Genomic DNA, 21,002 nt, shown 5'->3' on the forward strand with positions numbered 1-21,002 from the left:
GTCTCGTCCGCGCTTCGGTCTTGTCCGTGCCCCGCGGTCTTGTCCGTGCCTCTCGGCCTCGTCCGCGCTTCGGTCTTGTCCGTGCCCCGCGCTCTTGTCCGTGCCCCGGTCTTTGTCCGTGCCCCCGGTCGCCGCCGGCTCACCGCTCGACGGGCCCCTCCTCGTCGTCCGGTTCACCGGTCTCCGCGGCCGCCTCGATGACCCCGACGCCGTCCGCCGCCACGGTGCCGTTTTCCGGGTGCGACGGCGGTGCGCCCAGGCTGGACGGCGCCTGCCAGTGGATCCGGGGCGGCTCGGCCAACGGACGGCCGCCGAACTCGGCCAGCCAGGCGGCAACCAGGGCCAGGTTCTCCCGCCACTGCTCCTCGGAGATCGGCGGGAGGATCGAGTCCCACAGCGACAGGAACGTCCCCCGCAACTGGAGCCGCCCGTACGGCCGGGCGAGGAACCACAGGTGCAGGTGCGCCGAGCCATCACCCCACCGGTTCACATGGACCCGGGCGACGCCGTCGAGGGATCGGATGGCTCGTTCCAGCCGGACCGTCATCACGCCGAGTTCCGCAGCAAGGAGGTTGGGCAGGTCGCCGAGGTCGAGATGAGACCGGGCCTCCAGAATCAGCACCATCGGCAACCCGGTCGGTCGGTCCATGGCGCGAACCCGCCACCGCTCGCCGACCCAGATGTATGCCTCATCGGGCGCACCGCATGCGGTGCACTCCCGGTTCTCCTCGCCCTTGCGGGGAGGTTCCACCGAGACCGGATCGTCGAGCTTTTTGACGCGGATATCGCCCTCGAAGGGGAAGGAGGGCCAAGAGGTGAAGTCGGGGGCTGAGGGAGGGGTGTCGTGCACGACGCTGACCCTAACGGAGCGAACGACGGCTGTCCCTACCTGATTTTGTCCACCGCCGATTACTCCACCAGGGCAGTTCGGCTCGGCAACGGGGCCCCCAGGCGGTCACCGATCGCCGTTGTCCACACGTTATCCACAGGCCGCCGAGATTAGCAGTACCGCGCGTCATCCACAGGCTGACGCGGTGTTTCACGCGGGGTTTCACGTGAAACGAGGCGACCCTGTGGACAAGGGCTGTGGATAACCGAGGGGCATCTGGCTCGCCTTGTGCACAGCCGCGCCATGACACCGCTCTACTTGCCGAGGCTGACGGGATCGGCTCCTGAGCGTGCCGGGAACACCTGCTGAGCGTGGGCGGGTGCGGCTGCTGAGCGCGGTGACGCCCCCGTGGCCAGTAACAGGCCCAGCCGAGATCGCCTGCGCCCGTCTCCATCCTCTGTTCGGCAAGTCGCGCGACGACCACGTCGTTTCACGTGAAACCCAGGGGAACTGAGCGTCGGCGTCCTGCGTCACCGTGGAGCATCGTTCCCGCCCCGGCCTCCCGAACGCGGGCAATGCGAAGCGGGGATGCCCTCGAACATGTGCTGTGTCCCGGGCACTACGTCACTACCCGCCGCCGGTCAGTCGCCGGGGCTACCCCGGTAGGCAGCCCCTTGTGCCTAGCGCGCTTGAGGTCCGCGGCCGCTCGCGGTCGATCGAATCCACCCGGTTGGCCTCCGCCCCGGCGTTTGCGTCGAGGCTCTTGCCGAGCCGAAGCCGCCCCGGCCATACGCAGCGGCCCGCTCCCTCGCGTCGGCGTTTCGAGGCATGGGCGTCTCGGGCGGCTTTGCTCTCGTGCCGGGCTTCCGCTATCGACTTGCTGTGACCTTTGAGCAGGCCTCTGGCGGGTACGGCGCGGTGGAAATCCATGAGGGGCCGCAAAGGCGCGGGCAGGGTGCCCACGGCGCGGCGGCCCGGGTAAGGGTCCGGCAACGTACTGCTCCGAATTCCGCGCTGCGGATTTGTGGGTCGGACCTGGCGCTCTGGGTCGCGCTGCGGGCCGGCGTGTGAGCGCCATCCCAGGCCCGGCGCCCCCGGGTTCGCGGCGCGCCGGCACGCAGGAGCTAAGCCTCCCGCCGGCACCGCCGAGAACGCGGGACCCCGTTGGTCTGAGGGCCTTGCCGGGGCGGCCTCCTGAGCCACCTCCGCATCGGATTCCGCGTCCGACGGCCCGATCCCCTGCGGATGGCAGCTGAAGAGAAGAGGTTCGGCGCGGCGCTCGCCGAGGGAGCTGACCGCAATACGGAACCCCGAACAGCAATGACCGGGCTCCTCGGACTGGCGGGGCAATCGGGCTCGCGGCGTTGGCCCTCCAACAGGCGCTCGTTCGAGCCGTCCTCGTTCGGTGCCCGGGATGCCGGCGGCGGCCCCAGTGTCCGCGGGCGCTGTCGACGGCGGCTCGACGCCGGGAAGTCAACCGACGAGGCGACGTTCTACGTGAACCCACCGGTCTACAGCCAGCCGGTTTCACGTGAAACGGCAGTCATGGAGGTTTCCCAACAGCTCAAGAGCGGCGCCGAGCACGGATGGCCGCTACGCCTACGGCTCGGGCGCGGGGTGGGGAAGCCAGAGGCGGTTCCGTCGATCGTAGGGGTCCGCCAATGGCCGAAAGGGTCGACTGGTATCTGACCATGCACAGCGGTCGAGCGACGGTGACCTCAACGCGGTGGCGGAGGACGACTTCATGGTGAGGTTGAGCCGGGACGAGGCGTTGGCTGCTCTCGGACTGGCTTCACCGGAACGATGGGCACTGCCGACTTCGACCGGCTGGCCGATCGTGACCGCGCGGCGTCGTCACCGCTGGATCGCATCCGGGGCGCCGGAACCCTCGCTGGCAGCGGTGTTCTGGCCCGACTGCACCGTCCGGCTACGGAAGGCGAGGCGCCAGCCTTGGATGTGCTTGGGAAGGTGGGGCATCGGCCGGCTGGCGAGGCTTACGGCCCGGATGCACGAACCGGCTCGGCGTGGGCCGCGGTCCCGGCCGATGTGCTCTCGCCGCGGCCTCGGCGGCCGGCTTGCCCGCCAGCACGTCGCCGATGTTGTCGTCGGTGCGCGGACGCGGCGGCATCTCGCAGGCGGTGCCTCGCGGCTAGTGCCGCATCAGGCAACGTTCGCCCTGTAGAGAGGCCCTGCCTGCCGACGGTTCGGACGCTGGCGATAATCAACCGATGAGCGCCATCGATCGCCCTATGCCGCCCCTGAACGCCGACGAGCGCACGACGCTTGAAAGCTGGCTCGACTTTCACCGCGCCACACTGGCCATGAAGTGCGAGGGGCTGGACGATGAGCAGGCCGCCGTGGCGTCCGTGCCGCCGTCCGGCTTCACGTTGACCGGTCTGGTCCAGCACATGGCGGAGGTGGAGCGGAATTGGTTCCGTCGCGTGTTCGCCGGAGAGCAGGCTCCGCCTATCTACGACCCGCAGGCCGACCCGGATGGCCCCGACGGTGGTTTCGATTTAGCTGAGGGTGCCACCCTGAGTGAGGCCCTCGCCATCTGGCACGGGGAGATCGCCCGCGCCCGTGAAAACTGCGCCGAGCGTGCCCTGGCCGATACGGGTCGCTTCATGGAGCAGGACGTCAACCTTCGCTGGATCTACGTCCACATGATCGAGGAGTACGCCCGCCACAACGGCCACGCCGACCTGGTCCGGGAACGCATCGATGGCGCTACCGGCGTGTAGCGCCGGATCAGGCAGCGTTCGCCATGCCCGGATCAGGCAGCGTTCGCCATGCCGACGACGGCGCGTAGGCGCTGGTCGTCGGCATCGCGGTTCCGCCGGAGGATGTAGCGGCGGATCATGCAGCCCTGCTCCTTGTGGCTGGCGTGGTCGGTGCCGTCGAGGATGACGTAGCGCAGCGCCGTGAACTGGACCTCGATGCGGTTGAGCCAGGAGCTGTTGGTCGGGGTGTAGGCGATCTCGACGTTGTTCACCGCGGCCCAGGTGGCGACCCGCTGGCATCTCTTCGTGTTCAGGTGCGGGAAGAAGTTGTCGCAGACGATCGCGATGCGGACCTGCGGCGGGTAGCGGCTGCGCAGGTAGCGGCAGAACTCCAGGACCTGGACGGCGCGTCAGTTCCCAAGAGGGCAATCGTTGCCTGGTGCGGCACCAGAACATCGGAACGGCGTGCGTTGGCGTCCGCAGTACAGGTAGGCATGCAGTCACGGCTGAGAACGGTGCGGCTCGGGTAGTCGGCCCCTGCGACCATCAAAATCCGCAGGGCCATGGCCTCCGCCGAGTTGGCGCGGAACCACGCGTTGAAGGTGAGCGCAGTGCGACCCGCTTCCTGCACGGCTGAAGGCTGGCCACCCCACCCGTTTGCCGGTGGGTGGCTCCGCTCAACCTCGATGCCCCGAAAATGGAGCCGGCCGCGCGCCCTCTCGGGCGTGCGGCCGGCGGAAGCGGTAAGCGGTCAGCGGGTCAGCCCTCGGACTCCGGCTCCTCCTGGCCGACGCCGATGATGCCGACGATCCGCTCCAGGTCGTCGACGGTGGCGAACTCGATTGTGATCTTGCCCTTGCGCTGGCCGATGTCCACCTTCACCCGGGTGTCGAAACGGTCTGAGAGCCGGTTTGCGAGATCCCCGAGGGCGGGGGCGTGCGGCTTGGGACGGCGTTTCGCGGCCGGGGTCTTGGCCGGGACGTCCGCCAGCGCGAGCGCCACGATCTCCTCGGTCGCCCGTACGGTCAGCCCCTCTTTGACGATCCGCGCCGCCAGCTGCTCCTGTGCCTCTGCCTCGTCCAGGCTCAGCAGAGCGCGGGCGTGACCGGCGGAGAGCACCCCGGCGGCGACTCGGCGCTGCACCTGGGCGGGCAGGTTCAGCAGCCGGATCGTGTTGGAGATCTGGGGGCGGCTGCGGCCGATCCGGCGGGCCAGCTCCTCGTGCGTCGCGCCGAACTCTTCCAGGAGTTGCTGGTACGCGGCGCCCTCCTCCAGCGGGTTGAGGTTCGCCCGGTGGATGTTCTCCAGTAGCGCGTCCCGGAGCATCGCGTCGTCCCGCGTGTCCCGGACGATGGCGGGGATGCTCTCCCGGCCGACCGCCTGAGCCGCCCGCCACCGGCGCTCGCCCATGACGAGCTCGTACTTGTCGCCGTCGAGCGCGCGTACGACGATCGGCTGAAGAAACCCGACCTCCTGGATGGAGAGCTTCAGCTCCTCCAGGGCGTCCTCGTCGAAGACCTGCCGGGGCTGCTTCGGATTCGGCACGATTGCGTCGACCGGGATCTCCGCGAAGCGGGCGCCGGGCACCGGACTGAGCTGAGGCTCGGGCGGTGTCGCCACAGCCATGGCACTCACCGGCGCCGCGGCAGCGGGCGAGGCCGGTGGCTCGCCGACGGCATCAGGAGCGGCCGTCATCGTTCCGGCGGGTTGCACCGGCCCGGTGGGGATCAGCGCCCCGAGGCCCTTACCCAGACCGCCCCGAGGACGGTTCTTCATACGACGCCTCCCAGCGACTCGTCGGCACTACGCATTCCGGCTCACCGGCTCCTTGATGCCACGTTCGGCGATCTCCTGGGCGGCCTCGAAGTAGCTCGTCGCCCCCCGTGAACCGGGATCGTAGGTCATGACCGACTGGCCGTAGCTCGGCGCCTCGGAGACGCGGACGTTCCGCGGGATGACCGCCTGGAGCACCTTGTCGCCGAAGTGGTTCCGGACATCCTGCTCCACCGCGTCCGCCAACCGGGTACGCCGGTCGTACATCGTGAGCAGGATGGTCGAGACATCGAGACTCGGGTTGAGGTGCTGGCGGACCAGGTTGATGTTGTTGATGAGCTGATTCAGCCCCTCCAGGGCGTAGTACTCGCACTGGATCGGAATCAGCACCTCCTGCGCGGCCACCAACGCGTTCACGGTGAGCAGGCCGAGCGATGGCGGGCAGTCGATGAAGACGTAGTCGAAGTGGCCCGGGTAGGCGGCGATTGCCCGCGCCAGGCGGGACTCCCGTGCCACCACCGACACCAACTCAATCTCGGCGCCCGCCAAGTCGATCGTGGCCGGCACGCACCACAGGTTGGGGATGCCCTCGACGCCCTGGGCCACCTCCTCAAGCGGCACGGCGTTGATCAGGCAGTCGTAGACGTCCGGCACCCCGGTGTGGTGCGGGACGTTCAGCCCGGTCGACGCGTTGCCCTGCGGGTCGAGGTCGACCACGAGGACCCGGTTGCCGTGCAGGGCGAGCGCCACCGCCAGGTTCACCGTGGTCGTGGTCTTGCCCACGCCACCCTTCTGGTTGGCGACGCACATCACCCGGGTCCGTTCGGGACGGGGCATGGTCACCTCGCCACTGGGATTAAGGATCTGCACGGCGCGCATAGCCTCCATAGCCAACGGTGGGTCATCCTCTTCGCGCGTCGGGGTTTCACGTGAAACGTACGCGGCATCGGCGGAATCGGCCCCGCAGGAGCCGGCCTGCGGCGTGTCGGGGGGAGCGGCGTTGCCCGGGGCCGCGTCCGGCACCGAGTGTGGCGCGGGTTGCTGGGGCAGGGCCGCCGCAGCCGGACCAGCCGGCGACTCGAAACGAACGGGCTCCGCGGCGTTGCGGTGCGCCGCCCGCCGCCCCGCTCGGCCGCCGCGTCATCCAGCCGGCCAGGACTGCCGTAGAGCGCCCCGGAGTCGGCGGTCCAGGGGGAAGGGGCACCCGGGCCGGTCGACAACGCCTCGCGATGAACTACCGGATCGCTGCCGGCCGAACGTGACGTGGCATCCCGGGCGCTGGCCGTCCAGCCGTAGTGGTCGGTTTCACGTGAAACGGGGTCGGCTGCGGAGTGCCCTCCGGGGCCGGTCGCCCGTGGATCGTCGTACCTGCCGTCGTCATGCACCTGTCATCCCTACCCGCTCCGGATGGTCGGTCCGCACCCCGTCGTCCTGGCCACGCTCACTCGCACCACGGAGCCTACGGCCCGGCGGGAACGGCCGGGACCCGGTGGGGACCAGATGCCGCCCGCTCCACACTATCGACGCGCGGCCAGCCTACGGCGGACAGGCGCGGCCGGTCCACGTCGGGTTGTCGCGCCCTCGGGCAACCTCCTGCCGAACAACAGCCCGACCTGCGGCGGGACGCCGGCGGCGGCGGAGCGGTGTGGAAATATTTCAGCGGCGTCGGCCGCCACGGGAACGCTTCGACGCCGTCTGGACGCGCGGTGCGGCGACAACGCGCTCCCGGACGATCTCCACGACCGTGGCCGGCGGTTCGATCACGCCGACCCCGCAGCGGTGCACGGTCGGCTCGCCGCCGCCCAGCCTGGCCACCGCCTCCGCGTGCTCGGCGATCTCATCGGCGGCAGACGCGCCCTTCATGGCCACCACACGCCCACCTGGGGCCGCCAGCGGCAGGCACCAGGCGGAGAGCCGGTCGAGCGGAGCGACCGCCCGAGCGGTGACGATGCCCGCGGTCAGGGGTCCCATCCCGGCGGACCCGGCGGCCGCCTCCTCGGCCCGCCCCCGGAACACCCGGACCGTCTTCGTCAGCCCCAGGCCCTGAACCGCCTCCACGAGGAACGAGGTACGCCGGGCCAGCGGCTCGACAAGGGTCATGGCCAGGTCAGGGCGTGCGATGGCGAGCACCAGGCCCGGCAGACCGGCGCCCGAGCCGACGTCCAGCACGGACGCCCCCTCCGGAATCCGTTCCGCCACGGCCGCGCAGTTGAGCAGGTGCCGGTCCCAGATGCGGGGGGCCTCCCGGGGCCCGATCAGGCCGCGGACCACGCCGTCGGTCGCGAGCAGTTCCGCGTACGCGGCGGCCAGGTCGAGCCGGTCACCGAAGAGCGTACGGGCCGCCCCGGCCAGCTCGGGGGGAAGCGCCGCCGCGGTCGGGTCCGGGGCGTCCCCGGACCGCTCGGCCCGGACAGGCGACGGCCCGGGCGGCATGCCACCCGGGCCGGAGACGGCACCAGCCGTGCTGTCGTCGCGGTTCACCCGGTCAGTCCGCCACCGGCCGGACGACGATGCGCCGGTTCGGCTCGACGCCCTCGGACTCGCTCTCGACGCCGCTCATCGCGTTCACCACGTCGTGGACGCACTTGCGCTCGAACGCGGACATCGGCTCCAGTCGCACCGGCTCGCCGTACTCCTTGACCTTCTCCACGGCGTTCTTGGCAACGGCCGCGAGCTCCTTGCGGCGGTTGGCCCGGTACCCACCGACGTCGAGCAGCAGGCGGCTCGGGGTGCCGGTCTGCCGGAACACCGCCAGCCGGGCCAGCTCCTGGAGCGCCTCAAGGGTCGCGCCGCGCTGGCCGACCAGGTTCTGGAGCCGACCGCCGACCACCTCGACCACGGGGCGCCCACCGGACACCAACTCGTCGATGTCGCCGTCGTAGTCGAGGATGTCGAGGAGTCCCTCCACGTAGTCGGCCGCGATCTCGCTCTGTCGGAACAGCTCGCTCTCGGCCGGCACCTTCTTCTCCCGCGCGCCCGTGCCGGCCTCGGCCTCGTCGGCCTCCTCGGCCTCGATGTCCTCGGTGGCCGCGATCTGGGTGGGCTCCTCGTCCACGGACTGGTCAGCGCTGGGGATGCTGGTCTCGGTCACGGTCTCATCTCCGTACTCGCTCGGCCGGACCGTCGGGTCCGCTGGTTTCCCGGGGCCGGCGGGAAGTCGCCGGTGCCCACGGGCACGTCTGTACGGGCAGTTTCGCCCGTGACCGCGCTGGGCGCGGCGGTTCCGGCCCGGCGCCTGCCTGATGGGGCGGCTGCCAGAGGCCGTTCCGTCCGCCGCCGGTCGGGCCGGCGGCGGACGGGGGGACGAGTTCAGCCCTGCCGCTTGGCCGGGCGGCCCTTCTTCGGGTTGACCGGCTTGGCGCCCGGCTTCGGGGCGGCGACCTTCGGCGCGGACGGGGCCTGCTTGGCCGGCGCCTGGGCGGCCTTGCGGCCGAACAGGCCGCCGCTCTTGGCCGGCTGAACCGGACCGCGGCCCACACCGGCGCCCTTGGCGGGCGTGGTCACCAGCGGCGGGTACTTGCGCAGGACCCACTGCTGCTGGCCGAGCGTGAAGAGGTTGTTCGTGACCCAGTAGATGATCACACCGATCGGGAAGATCGAGCCGGACACGAGCAGCGACAGCGGGATGCCGTAAAGCATCAGGCGCTGCACCATCCGCTGCTGCGGGTCCTCGGCCCAGCCGGTCTTGAGGATCATCTGGCGGCTGGTGAGGTAGGTGGTGCCCATCATCACCAGGACCAGGATGCCGGCGATCACCTTCACGGTGGTGCCGTTGGCGCCGAGGTTGGTCAGCTCGTCGGCGGTCGAGCCGAACTTGCCGGCAATCGGGGCGGTGAACAGCTTCGCGTGGGAGGCGCTGTTGAACTGGTCGACGGCCCAGCCGTACAGGGTCTTCTTGTCCTCCTCCTTGAAGGGATTAAGTCGCTTCAGTACATGGAAGAGGCCGAGGAAGACCGGGATCTGGAGGAACATCGGAAGGCAGCCCATCAGCGGGTTGGCCTTTTCCTTCCGGTAGAGCTCCATCATCTCCTTCTGGAGCGTCTCCCGGTCACCCTTGTGCTTCTCCTGGAGCTCCTTGACCTTCGGCTGGAGCGCCTGCATGGCCCGCTGGGACTTGATCTGCTTGACGAAGACCGGGAACAGAATCACCCGAACGGTGACCACCAGGAAGACGATGGCCAGGATCCAGGAGAAGTTCGTCCCGATCACCGCCTCGGCGGGCACCCCGATGGCATCCCAGGCCGAGTGCCAGGTCAGCAGGATCCACGAGATCGCGTAGTAGATCCAGTCGAGGTTAAACACTCAGGCTCCAGTCACGTCGGCGCGGCGGCGGCCGCCCGGCTCTGGCACCGGGTCGTATCCACCTGGGTGAAAGGGGTGGCAGCGCAGCAGCCGCCAGACCGTCAGGCCGGCTCCCCGGATGGCGCCGTGCCGGGCCACCGCCTCGAGGGCGTACGCACTGCACGACGGGTAGAACCGACAGCGGGCCGGCAGCGCCGGGCTTATCCAACGACGGTACGCGACGATGGCCATCATCAGCACCCGGCCGCCGAGGCTCGCGGGCCGCGACGCGGCGGAACCTCCGCTCACCGGGGCCGCCGCGTCCGGGGGGACCGGGCCGCGGCGAGCGTGGCGTCGAGGTCCGCGCCCAGCCGCGCGTACGACGCCTCGGCCGCGGGCGGCAACGCGCGTACGACCAGGGTGCTGCCCGGTGGCAGGGCCGCCAGCCGCTCGCGGACCAGGTGCCGGAGCCGGCGCCGGACCGTGTTGCGGACGACGGCCGGGCCGACGGCCTTGGACACGACGAAGCCGGCGCGGGTCGGCGGGGAGGTCTCCTCCGCACCGGTATTCCGCGCCGGCTCAGGCGTGGCCTCGGGCGTGGTGGGCAGGGTCAGATGGACGACGACGGAGCCTCGGCCCACGCGTCGGCCACTCCGGACCGCTGCGGCGAAGTCGCTGCTGCGCCGCAGTCGTTGCGCGGCGGCCAGCACGACTGCCCACGTCCCCCGAACCGGACCCGGTCAGCCTCAGGCCGACAGGCGGGCGCGGCCCTTGGCGCGACGGGTCGAGATGATGGCGCGGCCGGCACGGGTGCGCATGCGCAGCCGGAAGCCGTGGGTCTTCGCGCGCCGGCGGTTGTTCGGCTGGTAGGTGCGCTTGCTCACGTCAGGCTCTCCGTTTTCGTACGCCCCGGGCGCGGGACCGCCGGGGTCGTGTGGTGGTCCAGGCCACCTCGGCGGTGGCCCCCGATCGGTGCTGCCCGGCGGCGCGCAACCCGGCGATGCGGGGGCGGGCCACGCGGACAGCAAGCACACACCACCCTAGCAGAGGGCGGCAGAGCAGCCGCTCCAGCCTACGCAGGGGCGCAATGACCGTCAAACACCTCGGCGTCGGGCACACGAGCGCCCTGAGCGCGACCGATGGGACGGTTTTCGCTGATGCCGACAAGGGTGCCGGGGCGACGGCGGTTGATGTTTGCGCCCTCCCGCTGTTACCGTGCGCGTTTGCGGTCAGCGTCGTCGCCCGGTTGTCGTCGTCAAAGGCAAGGCCGGTTCTCGTCGGCAGAGGCAAGACCGGACAAGGCAGTGAATCGTTCGGCACGGTGAGCCCGCTTCAGCACCCGTCCAGACAGGGGGCAGGTCCGACCCGCGTCCGGCGGGAGGCCACAATCGGTCGGTACACACAGGCTGTGGATAACTTGTGGATGACGACCGGTCAGCCATCCGGGGCTGGACCAGCGGCGGTCGGGAGCAGAGGCGAGGGGGTGGCACGACGGTGGCCGGTACGACCGACCTTGCCGCGGTGTGGACGGCGACGACCGACGAGCTCGCCGACGAGATCATCTCTGCCCAGCAGCGCGCGTACCTGAGGCTCACCCGGCTCCGCGCGATCGTCGAGGACACCGCGCTGCTCTCCGTCCCGGACGCGTTCACCCGGGACGTGATCGAGTCCCGGCTGCGGCCCGCGATCACCGACGCGCTGACCCGGCGGCTGGGCCGGCCGATCCAGGTGGCGGTGACCGTACGGGTCGCCGAGGACCCCTCGGGCCGCCCGGCGGGCACCGTCTACCGCGCCGCCCCGGAGGCCGGCCCGGGTGGGCCACCCGGCTACGACCCCCCGCAGTTCGACGCCCGGGGGTACGACGGCGACGCCCGCGGCTACGAAGGGCCCGGCGGGGGCCGGCCCGAGCCGGAGGACGCCTTCTCCATCACCGGCTACCCGGGGCCGGGTGACCAGGACCACGCCCGGCCGGGGCGCGCCGAGGGAGACGACGCTCCCGAGCTCGGTCCCGCCGGGCCGGGCCTGGACGCCTCGCCCCGCCCGCCCGCCGCCGGCGGCCACCGGCCGGGGCTGATCCCGGCCAGCCGGGACGCCCAGGAGCCGCTGTTCAGCGCCAGCTTCGCCGACCCGCTGCCCACCCCCCGGTCAGCGCAGGAACGGCACGGCTTCGAGGACCGGCCCCGGGTCGACCCCGACGCCCGCCCCTACGAGCCCCGCTACCGCGACGGCGGCGCGCCGCCGCGACTGCCGCGGGACGGCGGCACGGACAGCGGCCCCGGTCGCGGCGCGCCCGATCACCGGCCGGGCGTACGGGACGACCGGAGGCTCCCCGGGGGCGCGGACGCCGGGGGCAACCGGCTCAATCCGAAGTACATGTTCGAGACGTTCGTCATCGGCTCGTCCAACCGGTTCGCGCACGCCGCGGCGGTGGCGGTGGCCGAGTCGCCCGCGAAGGCGTACAACCCGCTGTTCATCTACGGCAGCTCAGGCCTCGGCAAGACGCACCTGCTGCACGCCATCGGCCACTACGCCACGACGCTCGGCAACGCCCGCTCGGTCCGGTACGTCTCGACCGAGGAGTTCACCAACGACTTCATCAACTCCCTGCGGGACGACAAGACCAGCGCCTTCCAGCGCCGCTACCGCGACGTCGACATCCTGTTGATCGACGACATCCAGTTCCTGGAGAACCGCGAGCGGACCCAGGAGGAGTTCTTCCACACCTTCAACACGCTGCACAACGCCAACAAGCAGATCGTGATCACCTCGGACCGGTCGCCGAAGCAACTGGCCACCCTGGAGGACCGGCTGCGCACCCGGTTCGAGTGGGGCCTGCTCGCCGACATCCAGCCGCCGGACCTGGAGACCCGCATCGCGATCCTGCAGAAGAAGGCGGCCCAGGAACGCCTGTTCGCCCCGCCGGACGTGCTGGAGTTCATCGCCTCCCGGGTGTCGAACTCGATCCGGGAGCTGGAGGGGGCGCTGATCCGGGTCACCGCGTTCGCCAGCCTCACCCGGTCGACCGTGGAGCTGTCGCTGGCCGAGGAGGTGCTGCGGGACTTCATCCCCGACGGCGCCGGGCCGGAGATCACCGCCGACCAGATCATGGTCTCCACCGCCGACTACTTCGGCGTCAGCCTGGAGGACCTGCGCGGCCACTCCCGGTCGCGGGTGCTGGTCAACGCCCGCCAGGTCGCCATGTACCTGTGCCGGGAGCTGACCGACCTGTCGCTGCCCCGGATCGGGCAGGCGTTCGGCGGCCGGGACCACACCACCGTGATGCACGCCGACCGGAAGATCCGGCAGCAGATGGCGGAGCGCCGCTCGCTGTACAACCAGATCGCCGAGCTGACCAACCGCATCAAGCAGACGACCTGACCCGTACGCCCGGATACCGCACGGCGGGCGCAGCCCTGAGCCACGGCGGTGATCATGGGGGATGGCGGCAACAAATCGGACGTCGCACGGCCAACCCCCATGATCAGCGGACCGTAGGTGGCCGCCGGCCCCCGGGACGGTGGCCGGCGACTTGACCCTCGACCCGGTCGAGGCCTCACGATCGGGCCGTGACTGTCCACAGCCACCGCTCGTTGTCCACATCCCGTTATCCACCGACCGTGGAAAACTACCGTATGCGCCCTCCCGGTTACCCACAGCCTGTGGACAAACCCTGGGGACGGGGTGTGGACGACTGGGGATAACGCCGACGTTGTCCCCAGGCCGAAGGGGTGGCTGTGAGTTTCCTGTTGAAGGTTCTGGGGACAACGTCGATCTCACCGGCCCGGCCTGTCCACAGGACTGGGGAGAAAGTCGGTGGATAACCGGTGGATAACCGGTGGACAACTGTGGACAACCCGGTGGATCGGGCCGCCTGTGGATCGCGAGGCCGGTTGTACCCCGGGTTATCCACAGCGAACCCACCGGTGGATAACAGGTCTGACCTGCTCGAACGCGAGTTCTCCACAGTTTGCACAGGTGCGATGAAGACGATGAGTTATCTCTTCTAAGAGAACAAAAACCAATCATCACCGTTGGACTTCCTGTGGATCGGATCGGAACGGCCGCCCAGAGCCGGCCGGCACCGACGCGAACCACGGGGCCGGGCGCACAGCCGATGCCCCCGCGCCCTAAGGTGCGATGGGTACCCGCACGGTCGGGCGGGACGGTAAGCAGCGGTCGGCATGAGAGAGTTGTCGCTGACGTCGACGCGGAGGCATTGATGAAGTTCCGAGTGGAGCGCGACGCGCTCGCCGAGGCCGTGGCGTGGACCGCGAAGAGCCTGCCCAGCCGGCCGTCCGTACCGGTGCTGGCTGGTGTGATGCTGCGGGTCACCGACGGCAACCTGCAGGTCTCCGGGTTCGACTACGAGGTCTCCAGCCAGGTGACGGTCGAGGTACAGGGTGACGCCGACGGCGCGGCCCTCGTCTCCGGCCGGCTGCTCGCCGAGATCACCAAGGCGCTCCCGGCCAAGCCGGTGGACATCGCCGCCGTGGGCGCGCACCTCGAACTCGTCTGCGGCAGCGCCCGGTTCACCCTGCCCACCATGCCGGTGGAGGACTACCCGTCCCTGCCCGAGATGCCGGAGAGCGCCGGCACGGTTGACGCCGCCGTGTTCGCCGCGGCCGTCGCCCAGGTCGCCGTCGCCGCCGGCCGGGACGAGACGCTGCCGATGATGACCGGCGTGCGCATCGAGCTGAACGGCGGCATGCTCGCCATGCTCGCCACCGACCGGTACCGGCTCGCCCTGCGCGAGATGGAGTGGAACCCGGACGACCCCGAGGTGAGCATCAACGCCCTGGTGCCGGCCCGGACGCTGCACGACACCGCCAAGGCCCTCGGCCCGCTCGGCGGCCAGGTGACCATGGCCCTGTCCCAGGGCGCGGCCGGCGAGGGCATGATCGGCTTCTCCGGCGGCACCCGGCGCACCACGAGCCGGCTGCTCGACGGCGCCAACTACCCACCGGTGCGCTCCCTGTTCCCCAGCACGTACAACGCCGAGGCCCGGGTGCCGGTCAGCACCCTCATCGAGGTCGTCAAGCGGGTCGCGCTGGTGGCCGAACGCACCACCCCGGTGCTGCTCAGCTTCAGCTCCGACGGGCTGGTAGTCGAGGCCGGCGGCACGGAGGAGGCGCGGGCCAGCGAGGCCATGGAGGCCACCTTCACCGGCGAGCCGCTGACCATCGGCTTCAACCCGCAGTACCTGATCGACGGCCTGGCCAACCTGAACGCCCAGTTCGCACTGCTGTCGTTCGTCGACGCCTTCAAGCCGGCGGTGATCTGCCCCGCCGGTGAGGATGGCGAGGTCATCCCTGGGTACCGGTACCTCATCATGCCGATCCGCGTCTCCCGCTGATCGTGCTTTCCCCTCACCCAGACGCAGCGGAGGTAGAGACAAGATGCAGCTCGGCCTGGTAGGACTCGGCCGGATGGGCGGCAACATGCGCGAGCGGTTGCGCGCCGCCGGGCACGAGGTCGTGGGCTTCGACCAGAACGCGGAGTTGAGCGACGTCGCGAGCCTGGCCGAACTGGCGGAAAAGCTCGAGTCGCCGCGCGCGGTCTGGGTGATGGTCCCGGCCGGCGTGACCGACGCGACCATCGACGAGCTGGCCGCGGTGCTGGGCGAGGGCGACATCGTCATCGATGGCGGCAACTCGCGGTTCAGCGACGACGGCCCCCGCGCCGAGCGCCTGCACGAGCAGGGCATCGGCTACCTCGACGTCGGCGTCTCCGGCGGCGTCTGGGGCAAGCAGAACGGGTACGCCCTGATGGTCGGCGGCGCGCAGGAGCACGTCGACCGGCTCATGCCGATCTTCGAGGCGCTCAAGCCGGCCGGCGAGTTCGGCTTCGTGCACGCCGGCCCGGTCGGCGCCGGCCACTACGCCAAGATGGTGCACAACGGCATCGAGTACGGCCTGATGCACGCCTACGCCGAGGGCTACGAACTGCTCGCCAAGTCCGAGCTGGTGACCAACGTGCCGGGGGTGTTCAAGTCCTGGCGCGAGGGCACCGTCGTCCGCTCCTGGCTGCTCGACCTGCTGGACCGGGCGCTGGACGAGGACCCGGAGCTCGCCGAGCTCAGCGGCTACACCGAGGACACGGGCGAGGGTCGGTGGACGGTCGACGAGGCCGTCCGGCTCGCCGTGCCGCTGAACGTCATCGCCGCGTCGCTGTTCGCCCGGTTCGCCTCCCGGCAGGACGACTCGCCCGCGATGAAGGCCGTCGCCGCGCTGCGTCAGCAGTTCGGCGGGCATGCCGTCGTCCGGCGCAAGAGCTGACCGGTATCCACAGCCTGTGTACGTCCGCCGGCTCGAACTGGTCGACTTCCGCTCGTACGAGCGGGTCGGTGTCGATCTTGAGCCGGGGCCGAACGTCCTGATCGGCGCCAACGGCGTCGGCAAGACCAACATCGTCGAGGCGCTGGGCTACGTGGCGACCCTGGACTCGCATCGGGTCGCCACGGACGCCCCCCTCGTCCGGATGGGTGCGTCCTCGGCCGTGATCCGCTGCTCCGTGGTGCACGAGGGGCGCGAGCTGCTGGTCGAGCTGGAGATCGTTCCCGGCAAGGCCAACCGGGCCCGGCTCGGACGCTCGTCGGCCCGGCGGGCGCGGGACGTGCTCGGCGCGCTGCGGCTGGTGCTCTTCGCCCCGGAGGACCTGGAACTCGTCCGGGGCGACCCGTCGGAGCGCCGCCGCTACCTCGACGACCTGCTGGTCAGCCGGCAGCCCCGGTACGCCGGGGTGCGCGCCGACTACGAGCGGGTGGTCAAGCAGCGCAACGCCCTGCTGCGCACCGCGTACCTGGCCCGCAAGACAGGCGGGTCTCGGGGCGGCGACCTGTCCACCCTCGCGGTCTGGGACACCCATCTGGCCCGGCACGGCGCCGAGCTGCTCGCCGGCCGGCTGGAGCTGGTGGCCGCGCTCGGTCCGCACGTCGCCAAGGCGTACGACGCGGTTGCCGCGGGGCGGGGCGCGGCGAGCATCGCGTACCGGCCGTCGCTGGAGTTGCCCGACCCGGCGCCGGACCGTGCGGCGCTGGCCGAGGCGCTGCTCGCGGCGCTCGCGGAGTCCCGATCCGCCGAGGTCGAGCGGGGCATGACCCTGGTCGGCCCGCACCGCGACGACCTGGCCCTCGCCCTCGGCCCGCTGCCCGCCAAGGGGTACGCCAGCCACGGCGAGTCGTGGTCGTTCGCGCTGGCGCTGCGGCTGGCCGGGTACGACCTGCTGCGCTCCGACGGCATCGAGCCGGTGCTGGTGCTCGACGACGTCTTCGCCGAGCTGGACGCCGGCCGCCGGGAACGGCTGGCGGAGCTGGTCGGCGGGGCGAGCCAGCTGCTCGTCACCTGCGCTGTGGACGACGACGTGCCGGCCGGCCTGCGCGGCGTCCGGTACCAGGTGGGCGAGGGGACGGTACGCCGTGCCGGCTGAACCGAGGCGTCCGCCGTCGGGCGACCCGCCCACCGGCCCGACCCCGGCCAACGCAGCGGGTTCCGCGGGCGCCGACGCGTCTGCCGCCGGGCCGCGAGCCGGGAAGGCCGACGCGCCGGACGGCGTCTCCGGGCCGGAGCTGGCCCGCGCGGTGCTGGACGCCGCAAAGGCCCGGCGCGAGGCCGCGGCCAGGACGCGCCGGCGCGGCGCCGTGTCGGGGGACGGCGCGGGCGGCCGGCGGCTGCGCGGCTACTCCGGCCCGGGGCCGGACCCGCGCGACCCGCAGCCGCTCGGCGCGGTGCTGGCCAAGCTGGTCAAGGCACGCGGCTGGGAGCAGCCGGCCGCCGAGGCGACGGTCTTCGGCTCGTGGGAGCGGGTGGTCGGGCCGGAGGTGGCCCAGCACAGCCGCCCGGTCAAGTTGGAGAACGGCGAGCTGACCGTGGAGGCGCGGTCCACCGCCTGGGCGACCCAGTTGCGGCTGCTCGCCGGCTCGCTGTTGCAGCAGATCGCCCGTGAGGTGGGGCACAACGTGGTGCGCAAGCTGCACATCCACGGCCCGGCCGCGCCGTCCTGGTCCAAGGGGCCGCGCCGCGTCCGCGGCCGGGGGCCCCGCGACACGTACGGCTGACCGAGGCCGGTTACGGGCGCCGGGAGCGCGATCCGGCCGACGAGCGCAGCCTGGCCGTCACGCTGACGGCCAGCGGGCAGGCGCCGCGGGCCCGCGCGGAGGAGATCCCCCGCGTCTGCTTCGCGCAGAGGACCGGGCGAGGGGATCAGGCGTCGGCGTACACCGCGAAGCCGCAGTCGGCGCAGCGGCGGTAGAAGGCCGCCAGCACCCCGAGCTCGGCGCAGGCGAAGTCCCACTGCGGGGGGTCACCGTTCTCGTCGCGCAGCCCGTCGAGCCGGCTGTCCAGCCAGCGCAGCTGCTGCTCGGCCAGGCGACCGTCGGCGAGCAGGCCGCGCAGCACGGTGCTGACCGAGTCGAAGGTGACCGCCTCGCCGTGGGGCCGGTGCCCGGCGACGAAGCGCTCGATCCCCCCGGCGATCCACGCGCAGCCGTCCGGGTCGATCACCGGGTCCTCGTCCTCGGCGGCCGCGTCCGTGGCGTACAGCACATTTTCCAGCCCGAGCAGGAGGTCGACCAGCTCCGTGTACGCGGTCGCCCGGACGGTCCCGGTCTTGGCGATGTGTTCCGCGAGGGCGGCGGTCCGCGCCGAGATCCGCGGCATGTCGACGATTTCGCCGAAGTCGACGAACTCGGCCGGCGCGACCGGGTCGTAGAAGCGGCCGGTCCGCGGCCAGTGCACCGCGACGTTGTCCAGCCCCACCTGGCGTCACCCCTTGAGAGCACGTGTCGAAGCGTCCGCGTCGATCGTCCGGTTCCGACCGGAAAAGATCAAGACCGCCCGCGCGGGGCGCCGCGCTAAGGTACGCCCCCAACCGTCCCCGGCGCGACCCCGACCTTCGAGGGCCGACGCCGTCCGGCAGCGGCGGGGCCTCTCGATCCGGGCATCGCGTGTAGGGGGAGTCGCGGGGGGCGCAGTTCGGCCGGCTACGGAGTTCTCAGCCGCCGCGCAGGGGTGCCGAGTGGCGCTTCTGTCGTTGGCGCACAGTAGGATTGACGGCGAGACGAAGACCCGACACGGAGCGACGGACACGGGCCCGGCAGGGCCCGCGATCATTGTCCCACGTCGGGTCGAGCCGATCGCGATCCGCGGGCAACCGCGGCGACCGGCGCATCGGCCCGTACCCGGTTGTCCCCGGTGCCGGTCCGCGCGTCGACGTCGCGTCCTGTCCGCCGAACCCGCGCCCGACGCGCCGCTTGCGGCGCCGGTGGCGCGAGAAAGTGGCCGAGGGTGGCAGCGCAGGACAAGCAGGAGTACGGCGCCGAGTCGATCACCGTTCTCGAGGGGCTGGAGGCGGTCCGCAAGCGGCCCGGCATGTACATCGGGTCGACCGGCGAGCGTGGTCTGCACCACCTGGTGTGGGAGGTCGTCGACAACGCGGTGGACGAGGCGCTGGCCGGATACTGCGACACCATCGACGTGGTGCTGCTGGCCGACGGCGGCGTCCGGGTCACCGACAACGGCCGCGGGTTCCCGGTCGACCTGCACCCCAAGTTGAAGAAGCCCGGCGTCGAGGTGGCGCTGACCGTGCTGCACGCCGGCGGCAAGTTCGACGGCAAGGCGTACGCCGTCTCCGGCGGTCTGCACGGCGTCGGCGTGTCGGTCGTGAACGCCCTCTCCACCCGGATGTCGGTGGAGATCCACAAGTCGGGTCACGTCTGGCGGCAGCAGTACACCAACTCGAAGCCGACGCCGCTGGAGAAGGGCGAGACCACCGACCGCACCGGCTCGGCCGTCTCCTTCTGGCCCGACCCGGACGTCTTCGAGACCGTCGATTTCGACTTCCAGACCATCTACCGCCGCCTCCAGGAGATGGCCTTCCTCAACCGCGGCGTGACCATCCACCTGCTGGACGAGCGGTTCCAGGACGAGGACGGCAAGCCGCGCGAGGTCACCTTCTGCTACCAGGGCGGCATCGCCGACTTCGTCCGGCACCTCAACGCCTCGAAGAACCCGATCCACCGCACGGTGGTGGAGTTCGGTGCCGAGGAAGAGGGCATGTCGGTCGAGATCGCCATGCAGTGGAACGAGTCGTACGGCGAGTCGGTCTACACCTTCGCGAACACGATCAACACGCACGAGGGCGGCACCCACGAGGAGGGCTTCCGCGCCGCGCTGACGAGCGTCGTCAACCGGTACGGCACCGAACGCAAGCTGCTCAAGGGCGACGAGAAGCTTTCCGGCGAGGACATCCGCGAGGGGCTCGCCACGATCATCTCGGTCAAGCTGGCCAACCCGCAGTTCGAGGGCCAGACCAAGACCAAGCTGGGTAACACCCCCGTCAAGAGCTTCGTGCAGCGGGTCTGCAACGAGTGGTTGGTGGACTGGTTCGACCGGAACCCGACCGAGGCGAAGGTCATCATCCAGAAGGCGTCCCAGGCCGCCCGGGCGCGCATCGCCGCCCAGCAGGCCCGCAAGCTGGCCCGCCGCAAGTCGCTGCTGGAGTCCGGCTCGATGCCGGGCAAGCTGGCCGACTGCCAGTCCACCGACCCGCGCGAGTCCGAGGTCTTCATCGTCGAGGGCGACTCGGCCGGCGGCTCGGCCAAGCAGGGCCGGGACCCGCGTACCCAGGCGATCCTGCCGATCCGCGGCAAGATTCTTAACGTGGAGAAGGCCCGGATCGACCGGGTGCTGAAGAACAACGAGGTCCAAGCGCTGATCACCGCCCTGGGCACGGGCATCCACGACGACTTCGACATCGAGAAGCTGCGGTACCACAAGATCGTGCTGATGGCCGACGCCGACGTCGATGGCCAGCACATCCAGACCCTGCTGCTGACCCTGCTGTTCCGCTTCATGCGCCCGTTGGTCGAGCTGGGGCACGTCTACCTGGCCGCCCCGCCGCTCTACAAGATCAAGTGGAACAAGAAGGGCGACGACGCGCAGTACGCGTACTCGGACCGGGAGCGGGACGGGCTCATCGCGCTGCGCCAGCAGAAGAAGCCGAACGCCCGGCCGGACGACATCCAGCGGTTCAAGGGTCTCGGCGAGATGAACTACCCGGAGCTGTGGGAGACCACGATGAACCCGGCCACCCGCACGCTGCGCCAGGTCACGCTGGACGATGCGGCGGTCGCCGACGAGCTGTTCAGCGTGCTGATGGGTGAGGACGTCGAGGCGCGCCGCTCGTTCATCCAGCGCAACGCCAAGGACGTCCGCTTCCTGGACATCTGACGGGCCGGCGGGCCGTCCACCGGGCGGCCCGCCAATCCACAGAGTTATCCACAGCGCGCCCGGTTTCCACAGTCGTTATCCACAGCACAAAAACGACTCTCAGTCTGATAAGGGTTAACAGTGACCGATACCCCCGAGTCCACCCCGAGCGAGCCCGAGGTCCCCGAGACCGCC

General features: G+C 70.9%; 17 protein-coding genes and 1 pseudogene. 7 read left to right on the forward strand and 11 right to left on the reverse strand.

Annotated features, from left to right (window positions below; translation table 11 throughout):
- Window positions 1-250: 250 nt before the first annotated feature.
- A pseudogene (locus JD77_RS11995) lies at window positions 251-850 on the reverse strand (hypothetical protein); the annotation flags it as partial.
- Window positions 851-3,057: 2,207 nt separating this feature from the next.
- On the opposite strand from JD77_RS11995, the gene JD77_RS12000 reads away from it, so the two are divergent.
- Window positions 3,058-3,570 (forward strand): DinB family protein, encoded by a 513-nt coding sequence (locus tag JD77_RS12000; RefSeq protein ID WP_145774378.1) that lies wholly within the window; start codon window positions 3,058-3,060, stop codon window positions 3,568-3,570.
- A 32-nt stretch (window positions 3,571-3,602) separates the two neighbouring features.
- On the opposite strand, the gene JD77_RS12005 is transcribed toward JD77_RS12000, so the two are convergent.
- The 9 genes from JD77_RS12005 to rpmH form a co-directional block, all read right to left on the reverse strand.
- A complete protein-coding gene (locus JD77_RS12005) occupies window positions 3,603-3,944 on the reverse strand; it encodes a transposase (protein ID WP_281292175.1) in 342 nt (113 codons plus the stop codon).
- A gap of 364 nt (window positions 3,945-4,308) precedes the next feature.
- A complete protein-coding gene (locus JD77_RS12010; protein ID WP_145774380.1) occupies window positions 4,309-5,325 on the reverse strand; it encodes a ParB/RepB/Spo0J family partition protein in 1,017 nt (338 codons plus the stop codon).
- Between the two features lie 27 nt (window positions 5,326-5,352).
- On the reverse strand, window positions 5,353-6,372 hold the full coding sequence (locus JD77_RS35130) for a ParA family protein (RefSeq protein WP_425463592.1): 1,020 nt from the start codon (window positions 6,370-6,372) through the stop codon (window positions 5,353-5,355).
- 606 nt (window positions 6,373-6,978) lie between these two features.
- Window positions 6,979-7,803 (reverse strand): 16S rRNA (guanine(527)-N(7))-methyltransferase RsmG, encoded by an 825-nt coding sequence (gene rsmG, locus JD77_RS12020; RefSeq protein ID WP_246140639.1) that lies wholly within the window; start codon window positions 7,801-7,803, stop codon window positions 6,979-6,981.
- Between the two features lie 4 nt (window positions 7,804-7,807).
- On the reverse strand, window positions 7,808-8,413 hold the full coding sequence (locus JD77_RS12025) for a Jag family protein (RefSeq protein ID WP_145774382.1): 606 nt from the start codon (window positions 8,411-8,413) through the stop codon (window positions 7,808-7,810).
- Between the two features lie 218 nt (window positions 8,414-8,631).
- The gene (gene yidC, locus JD77_RS12030; RefSeq protein WP_145774384.1) at window positions 8,632-9,624 is read right to left on the reverse strand and encodes a membrane protein insertase YidC; all 993 of its coding nucleotides are present in this window, start codon (window positions 9,622-9,624) and stop codon (window positions 8,632-8,634) included.
- A complete protein-coding gene (gene yidD / locus JD77_RS12035; protein ID WP_211372802.1) occupies window positions 9,625-9,858 on the reverse strand; it encodes a membrane protein insertion efficiency factor YidD in 234 nt (77 codons plus the stop codon).
- Between the two features lie 50 nt (window positions 9,859-9,908).
- Window positions 9,909-10,313 (reverse strand): ribonuclease P protein component, encoded by a 405-nt coding sequence (rnpA, locus tag JD77_RS12040; protein ID WP_145774389.1) that lies wholly within the window; start codon window positions 10,311-10,313, stop codon window positions 9,909-9,911.
- 36 nt (window positions 10,314-10,349) lie between these two features.
- The gene (gene rpmH / locus JD77_RS12045; RefSeq protein ID WP_013736606.1) at window positions 10,350-10,487 is read right to left on the reverse strand and encodes a 50S ribosomal protein L34; all 138 of its coding nucleotides are present in this window, start codon (window positions 10,485-10,487) and stop codon (window positions 10,350-10,352) included.
- Window positions 10,488-11,097: 610 nt separating this feature from the next.
- Here rpmH and dnaA point away from each other — a divergent pair.
- The 5 genes from dnaA (at window position 11,098) to JD77_RS12070 (ending at window position 17,656) form a co-directional block, all read left to right on the forward strand.
- Window positions 11,098-12,981, forward strand: a complete 1,884-nt coding sequence (gene dnaA / locus JD77_RS12050; RefSeq protein ID WP_145774390.1) for a chromosomal replication initiator protein DnaA — start codon at window positions 11,098-11,100, stop codon at window positions 12,979-12,981.
- 841 nt (window positions 12,982-13,822) lie between these two features.
- Window positions 13,823-14,956, forward strand: coding sequence for a DNA polymerase III subunit beta (gene dnaN, locus JD77_RS12055; protein WP_145774392.1), 1,134 nt, complete (start codon window positions 13,823-13,825; stop codon window positions 14,954-14,956).
- A 43-nt stretch (window positions 14,957-14,999) separates the two neighbouring features.
- Complete coding sequence (gnd, locus tag JD77_RS12060; RefSeq protein WP_145774394.1) at window positions 15,000-15,878, forward strand: phosphogluconate dehydrogenase (NAD(+)-dependent, decarboxylating); 879 nt, start codon at window positions 15,000-15,002, stop codon at window positions 15,876-15,878.
- A 16-nt stretch (window positions 15,879-15,894) separates the two neighbouring features.
- On the forward strand, window positions 15,895-17,028 hold the full coding sequence (gene recF, locus JD77_RS12065) for a DNA replication/repair protein RecF (RefSeq protein WP_145774396.1): 1,134 nt from the start codon (window positions 15,895-15,897) through the stop codon (window positions 17,026-17,028).
- A complete protein-coding gene (locus JD77_RS12070; protein WP_145774399.1) occupies window positions 17,018-17,656 on the forward strand; it encodes a DciA family protein in 639 nt (212 codons plus the stop codon). The genes recF and JD77_RS12070 overlap by 11 nt, the downstream gene beginning before the upstream one ends.
- Before the next feature lie 145 nt (window positions 17,657-17,801).
- Here the strand turns inward: JD77_RS12070 and JD77_RS12080 are convergent, their stop codons facing one another.
- Complete coding sequence (locus JD77_RS12080) at window positions 17,802-18,356, reverse strand: hypothetical protein (protein WP_145774401.1); 555 nt, start codon at window positions 18,354-18,356, stop codon at window positions 17,802-17,804.
- A 528-nt stretch (window positions 18,357-18,884) separates the two neighbouring features.
- On the opposite strand from JD77_RS12080, the gene gyrB reads away from it, so the two are divergent.
- Entirely contained in the window at window positions 18,885-20,828 is a 1,944-nt protein-coding gene (gene gyrB / locus JD77_RS12085; protein WP_145774403.1) for a DNA topoisomerase (ATP-hydrolyzing) subunit B, read from the forward strand.
- The last annotated feature ends 174 nt before the right edge of the window (window positions 20,829-21,002 follow it).

This window comes from Micromonospora olivasterospora (assembly GCF_007830265.1).
Classification (GTDB): Bacteria; Actinomycetota; Actinomycetes; order Mycobacteriales; family Micromonosporaceae; genus Micromonospora; species Micromonospora olivasterospora.

Coding starts and splice junctions, on each gene's coding strand:
- gnd (WP_145774394.1), top strand. CDS start 15,000: ATGCAGCTCGGCCTGGTAGGACTCGGCCGGATGGGCGGCAACATGCGC.
- JD77_RS12010 (WP_145774380.1), bottom strand. CDS start 5,325: ATGAAGAACCGTCCTCGGGGCGGTCTGGGTAAGGGCCTCGGGGCGCTG.
- dnaN (WP_145774392.1), top strand. CDS start 13,823: ATGAAGTTCCGAGTGGAGCGCGACGCGCTCGCCGAGGCCGTGGCGTGG.
- JD77_RS12000 (WP_145774378.1), top strand. CDS start 3,058: ATGAGCGCCATCGATCGCCCTATGCCGCCCCTGAACGCCGACGAGCGC.
- yidD (WP_211372802.1), bottom strand. CDS start 9,858: ATGATGGCCATCGTCGCGTACCGTCGTTGGATAAGCCCGGCGCTGCCG.